The following is a 6107-nucleotide window of genomic DNA, read 5'->3' as shown; positions in this document are numbered from 1 at the left end:
TACAAAGGGTACAGATTATAAAGGCTATCTTTTTTATTTTATTTAATTACTGGCACCACTATATGCTACATGTCGTTTCTCAATCCGTTCCTCAATTTCTTTCATATTCTCTTTATTAGTTAGTAGTGATTGTTTATTTTCTATTAATAATTGTTTAAAGGATTTTCTCATTGTTTTTCTCATTTTCATTTTCCTCCTTGGGGGATGGTTTATATGTTTATATAAAAGATAAAGTATTATCTGGTTGCCCTTATAATAATTGATTGTTGTGAATTCTATTTGAACTTCATATGAAAATTCCGTTTATTTTCTGACAACTTTGTGAACACGCAAAAAAAAAAGAAAGACCGATTCATTTTACTTATAATCGGTCTTTCTAGTATTTATAGCATATTGATTAACATTTCAGGTCTTCCCCAATTCATTTCTTCACAAACAAATCTAAGTTTTTCTTCATCCATTGTGTGTAATCCTTCTTCTAATGAACATGAAATTGGAACTTCACAATGAATTTGTGCCAATTGTAATGAAATATTTAAGTTCTCTAAATCACTTTCAATCTTTGTACGCTGCGCTTTCGTTAATGTTGCTACATTTTCTAGTACAGTTGCTACTGTTCCATGCTCTTGAATCAGTTTATACGCTGTCTTCTCACCAATACCTTTTACACCTGGATAGTTATCACTCGTATCTCCCATGAACGCTTTCGCATGCACGATTTGCCACGGTTCTACGCCTTTTTCTTCCATGATTTTCTCAGGTGTGTAATATTCGTAATTTCCAATTCCCTTACGAAGAAGCATAACTGTAACGTTCTTATCAACAAGCTGAAGTAAATCCGTATCACCTGTTAAAATATAAACTTCTGCTTCATTGCAATATTGTTTTGCTAGTGTACCGATACAATCATCAGCTTCATAACCTTTCATACCGATGACTGGAATTGATAATTTAGCAGTCATTTCTTGTACTAGATCAAATTGCGGAATTAATTCTTCCGGCGGTGCCGCACGATTCGCTTTATAATTTGAGAATGATTCTGTTCTAAATGTCGTACTACCCATATCCCAGCATGTTACGATATGTGTCGGTTCAATTGCTTGCATAGCTGTTAATAAATGTTTCATATAACCATGAATCCCGTTTGTAGGGGTACCATCTTGTCGTTTCATAAATTGTCCGTAGACACTTGTTGCGTAAAAAGCACGAAATAATAGTGCCATACCATCAACTAATAATACTTTTTTCATAATCCCTCTCCTACTACAAAAAATAATAACCCCACGTCATCACGTAAGGTTATATAAATAGATTACCATTCTACGTTTTTTCAACTTTGTCTATTATACATTGTTTTTGTATATTTAGCATCATTTACACATTAAGACATCCTACTACAACAAGTATGAAGAATTCCTGAATACGTATTTTTCCCAGTCGAAACAACTACAGCCTTTGCATTTCCGCCAACAATATACGTCCCTTTGAAACATACGTTTTCAAGTTCAAGTGGATTATAGTCTTTCATTCGTTTTAAAGGAATAAATCTTTTACGCTCAAGGTGATAGCAGCTTTCAAATTTCTCAATATTTGTATCTTTTCCTGTTAGCACAGATTCATTTACTAATAAATCATTCGCGTAAATGACACGTACATCCGCTGGTACTATATCACCTTCTGAAAGAAAAATCATATCACCAGGAACAAGCTCTTGTACTGGCAAATTCATCATTTTTAATTCACCATTTAGCCCTGTTACACTAGAACATTCTACTCTAGACACAGTAATTTTCTCACATTGTGATCCATCACGCACATGTTGTTTTGAAAAACCTGGAATCATTCCACTTAGCTTCATCATTACTTCCGCAATACGCGCCCTTTTTGAAGTTAATTCATTTCGGCCGTATACTTGAATACGTTTTTGTGCCTCTTCCATAGATAATCCATCTCTTGTTGTTTTAAAATATGCAAATACAGATTTTACATCTCTCGTTGCGATTTCAATTAATAAATCTTTATTTTTTTGAAGCATTGTTTGTTCTTTCATTGATTTTTTACTTAATTTATATGACGTGTTACCCACAGTTTTGTTTGCATATAACATATTATCGTCTCCTCCTGTACAACATAGGAAGAAACGCTTTGTTTCTCAATTTATCCACTTTACCGTAACAGTGTCTAGCGCTTAAACATGCATATAAACGCTACATTATGATAAATATAGAGGGAGGAACAAGTCGTTTCCTGCCTACATCATATATTTTTGATTTGAAGTATATGGGTAACGGAACCGAGTCAGAATTTGACATGCTCCTCACCTCCTCGTTTAATTTTATAGTTTATACTATGAAAGTACTCATAGCTTGGTAACAAAAAGACCCTTACTCCGAAAAGAGTAAAGGTCATGACATACACAAATAAACGATTCCTAATACAATTAGAAATCTACGGACCTCTCCCTCACCGAGTTTTAGCACTGTATAGCATAGGTACATTACCAGCTACGTTAAGAAAAACCTTAATTCGATCATTCCTGTTGACCCATTGGCGTCTCTCGACATTTTTGGGCAGTAGCATTTCTCTATACAGGAGCCTCACCTAACAGAGACTTATTTTTTATTACATAGAAAATGTTACTCTTATTTAAAATAGATGTCAACAGTAGCCTACAATTTTTTCAAAAGGCATGCAAACTAACATGTATAAAAATAAAAAACTTTACGTTTGAACGTAAAGTTTTTTAATAAGTTATACAACCTGCAATTACAATCCCAATGGAAAGCGATAAAAACATAAGAAACAGACCGACTGCTTGATTATCTTCTTCAAGACTTTTGTTTATATTAAAGCGTGGTGTAAGCCATTCAGCTAAATAATAAACAATAATTTGAGCCAAAATACCAACAGCTCCCCACGAAACCATATCAAGAAGTGAAATAGAATTAGCTGCTGTCGAATATAAAACAATAGCTAACCCAAGTAATCGTCCTCCAAGCACATAACTTACCGCCTTATTTCCTTGAGCCATTAACTTAAATTCTTTTACTTTCGTTGTCACTTCCATTAGAAAAAGACCAATGCATAAAAGTCCCAGTGTTACTGCTAAATATAATAAAAAATTAATCATATACTTTCCTCCTTTTTATCCCTACCGGTAAATAGTACGATTCATTCCCCGTAATTTTTTCCCCAGCGCGAATACCGATACTACTCGCTTTTCCAGCAATTAAAAACGAACCAAACACATACGACAGTTTCTCCATCCCTTTTTCTGTTTCCAAGGATACGACTGGAAGTTCTATATATTTTTGAAATATCGGCAGTGACGCTTTATACGTTTGATGTGCATTTTGCATCATAATATTCTCGTCCTTATCGCGAACGGTAATTGTGTCCCCTTCTCTACCAAATGAAGGTTTTTGAACGAAAGAACCTTTTCCTAAAAATAAATCTGGTTCTAAATATGTAGGTAACATATATTCTTTAATCCACTGTTGTTCCTCATTTGTATAAAAAGCATCTTCTTCTGCTAACCCCCAAATTAGACACTGAATTGATTTGGGCTGAAGTAAAAATGCTGACAAAGGATTTATTATAAAAAGCTTTCCGGCTTTTACAAGTTGCAACAGTTCCACACCTACCAAGTCTCCTGTTTCAGGATCTTGATCCTCAATTAAATTTTCTATCGGATATGTTTGACGATATAAAACATCAATCTTTACTCCATCGCTATCCACTAAAGCATCTTTTGTAATTCTAAGTTTTGACATTGGCACTACTTTATTTTCAACATGGCATAACTGACTCAAATACATAGTCGTATTCCAATCCTCAATATGTTCATGATGTGCTGTAAAAACAACATTTGGGTTATCTATTCCCTTTGTCGCCTCCATAACGGCTTTTGTAACACCAGAAGATAGCAATCGTTCTTGATCCAAGTTTGGATCATCGTAGCCTAGTTTTCCGCAAACATTTCCATTCATTTGAAAGCATTCCATAATAAAAGTTGGCGTATCACTATTAAACTCCAGCATTTTAATTTGGTTATCCTCTGTTACAGCAAAATCAAATCGCGAAATTACAGATTCAGGATACATTCCTTTCATTCTAATGAAAGATAAGCTCGCAGGAGGAAAACCAAGTTTAAGAAGCTGTTCGTCAGATAAATTACGCAGAAGTCTAGCAGTCTTAAAAAATATTTTCCCCAGTCGTTCCGTCGCTACTTGTAATTGTTTCATAGTCTCATTTGTTATAGAAAAAACATGAAACAAACTATACTCACATTCATATAAATCCGACCAGAAATTCGGATATTTCGAATAAAACTCTTTTCGTTCTCTTATGTATTGCGACATATGTTATCCCCCAAATCCACCCTTTGAACCACTTCCAATTCCACCTTTAAATTCCGCAGACGATTGATATGACTTAAACGCCGATGAATCTTTAAAAACGGATTTATTTTGATAGTAACTTCCACCATAGAAGTAATGCCCACGGTAACCTGAACTACTATCATCACACTGCCATACCCCAAGTTCATCATCCCAATCCCAATCTGAACAACTAGTATCATTCGGTTTTGAGGGAAGATCTTGTGCGCAGCCAAATAAGGTGCCAGTCATTAAAGACGTTACGACACCACCTACTAGCCATTTCGTTTTTGTCACCTTCGCACTCCCCTTTTTAAATTCTATTCCTATTATATAAGATAGCATGATAAAGTAGAAGAAAAAGGAAGAAGAGGGTAACTAACTGTTACGATTTATTTAACCAATTATAACTAAGGTGAATTAAATATATCAGTAAGCCCTGCTAGTCTAGTGATTGGCTAGTAGTGAGGGTTAACTGCGGGCAATCCCTAAAGCTGATTGAACTACAACGTGGCTAGAAATAGCGAGCGTGAATGTCGCGAAAGCAGAAAAAATCAATCAGATGATGCAAGGTTAAATCCTAAACATTAGAACAATGGGTCTTCCGCCTCGAATCATCTAATTCAAAATGGATAAGATGAACGTTCAACGACTATCTCGTATAACTGACGAGAGTACATCACAAGCCTATGGTGGTGGAAAAATCCTCTATCTCTAAAGAGATAAACATATAGTCTGCGCTCATGTGAAAATATGAGAAGTTCATAAGAGAACTGGCTAAGGAATTGCGCCCTTAGTTGAACGAGATAAATTTAATTAAATCTATCAAACTTTAATGAGTCTATCGAACGTATGTGTTATGGTAGATTCAATGAGGTGAGCATAATAATGAAATTTTCACGAGTTAGTCAAGTATCGGAATTAACAGGTTTGTATCCGAGTAGTCTTAGGAGAATGCTGGTGGAACACGCTACTATTCAGAAGAACAAATCTTTCATTAAAGGAGTTACATTCTGATGATATTGGCGAAGAAAGTCAGACTGATTCCAACGCCTGAACAAGAACAAGTGCTTAGAAACCATGCTGGTGCTGCAAGATTTGCTTATAACTATTGTAAAAGAATGAGTGATAGATATTATAAGCTATTTGGAAAATCTGTTTCACAGTTAGCTTTACAGAAACGATTTACAAAGATCAAGAAGCGAAAGAAATATGAGTGGTTAAAAGACATTAATGCACAAGTTCCTAAACAGGCTTCAAAAGATTTTGATACGGCGAGAAAACATTCGTTCAAAAAGTACAAAAATGGTTATCACACTTCTTATAAATCCAAAAAAGATGTAATCCAAGGATTTTATGCCAATTATGAAAGACTGGTTATAGGAAAGAAAGTAGTTCATATTCAGTCTATTGGAGAAGTGAAAACAAGCCAACAACTACCAAGAAATAAAAAAACATCCAATCCAAGAGTTACATTTGACGGTCGTCACTGGTGGATGAGTGTAGGATTCCAAGAAGACTTTGAATTACAAGAACTAACCAATGATTCGATTGGTGTGGATGTTGGTTTAAAAGAGCTGTTTGTAGCTTCTAATGGTATGAAAGAACGAAATATAAACAAAGATGCCAAGGTTAAAAAACTTTTGAAAAGGAAAAAGTCAGCACAAAGAGATATGTCTAGGAGATTTAAAAAAGGTGTGAAAATTCAATCTGCCGGATATGAAAAAG

At 34.8% G+C, this 6107-nt stretch carries 7 protein-coding genes and 1 riboswitch; of the genes, 1 reads left to right on the top strand and 6 read right to left on the bottom strand.

Annotation, left to right across the window (positions count from 1 at the left end):
- Window positions 1-42 precede the first annotated feature (42 nt).
- The 6 genes from COK05_RS30630 to COK05_RS30605 all read right to left on the bottom strand — a co-directional run bounded on the left by COK05_RS30630 (window position 43) and on the right by COK05_RS30605 (window position 4676).
- Entirely contained in the window at window positions 43-183 is a 141-nt protein-coding gene (locus COK05_RS30630) for an FbpB family small basic protein (RefSeq protein ID WP_098615510.1), read from the bottom strand.
- 200 nt (window positions 184-383) lie between these two features.
- Window positions 384-1250, bottom strand: a complete 867-nt coding sequence (locus COK05_RS30625) for a 5'-3' exonuclease (RefSeq protein ID WP_098615509.1) — start codon at window positions 1248-1250, stop codon at window positions 384-386.
- 131 nt (window positions 1251-1381) lie between these two features.
- Complete coding sequence (locus tag COK05_RS30620) at window positions 1382-2107, bottom strand: P-type ATPase (RefSeq protein ID WP_098615508.1); 726 nt, start codon at window positions 2105-2107, stop codon at window positions 1382-1384.
- Between the two features lie 343 nt (window positions 2108-2450).
- Window positions 2451-2616, bottom strand: a riboswitch (M-box (ykoK) riboswitch).
- 127 nt (window positions 2617-2743) lie between these two features.
- Window positions 2744-3130 (bottom strand): DUF350 domain-containing protein, encoded by a 387-nt coding sequence (locus COK05_RS30615; RefSeq protein WP_000606861.1) that lies wholly within the window; start codon window positions 3128-3130, stop codon window positions 2744-2746.
- Window positions 3123-4361, bottom strand: a complete 1239-nt coding sequence (locus COK05_RS30610; protein WP_098615507.1) for a glutathionylspermidine synthase family protein — start codon at window positions 4359-4361, stop codon at window positions 3123-3125. Before COK05_RS30610 ends, COK05_RS30615 begins: the two co-directional genes overlap by 8 nt.
- 3 nt (window positions 4362-4364) lie before the next feature.
- Complete coding sequence (locus COK05_RS30605; protein ID WP_098615506.1) at window positions 4365-4676, bottom strand: hypothetical protein; 312 nt, start codon at window positions 4674-4676, stop codon at window positions 4365-4367.
- A 719-nt stretch (window positions 4677-5395) separates the two neighbouring features.
- Between COK05_RS30605 and COK05_RS30600 the strand changes: the two genes are divergently transcribed.
- A partial coding sequence (locus COK05_RS30600) for an RNA-guided endonuclease InsQ/TnpB family protein (protein ID WP_141539327.1) occupies window positions 5396-6107 on the top strand: 712 nt, incomplete at its 3' end.

It is taken from the genome of Bacillus cereus, from assembly GCF_002567495.1.
Taxonomy (GTDB): Bacteria; Bacillota; Bacilli; order Bacillales; family Bacillaceae_G; genus Bacillus_A; species Bacillus_A cereus_AQ.
The sequence above is the reverse complement of the archived record's forward strand: the minus strand, read 5'-3'. Positions and strand labels throughout refer to the sequence as shown.

What these genes read in the sequence shown, in the direction of transcription:
- COK05_RS30630 (WP_098615510.1), bottom strand. Translation starts at nt 183, where the DNA reads ATGAGAAAAACAATGAGAAAATCCTTTAAACAATTATTAATAGAAAAT.
- COK05_RS30625 (WP_098615509.1), bottom strand. Translation starts at nt 1,250, where the DNA reads ATGAAAAAAGTATTATTAGTTGATGGTATGGCACTATTATTTCGTGCT.
- COK05_RS30620 (WP_098615508.1), bottom strand. Translation starts at nt 2,107, where the DNA reads ATGTTATATGCAAACAAAACTGTGGGTAACACGTCATATAAATTAAGT.
- COK05_RS30615 (WP_000606861.1), bottom strand. Translation starts at nt 3,130, where the DNA reads ATGATTAATTTTTTATTATATTTAGCAGTAACACTGGGACTTTTATGC.
- COK05_RS30610 (WP_098615507.1), bottom strand. Translation starts at nt 4,361, where the DNA reads ATGTCGCAATACATAAGAGAACGAAAAGAGTTTTATTCGAAATATCCG.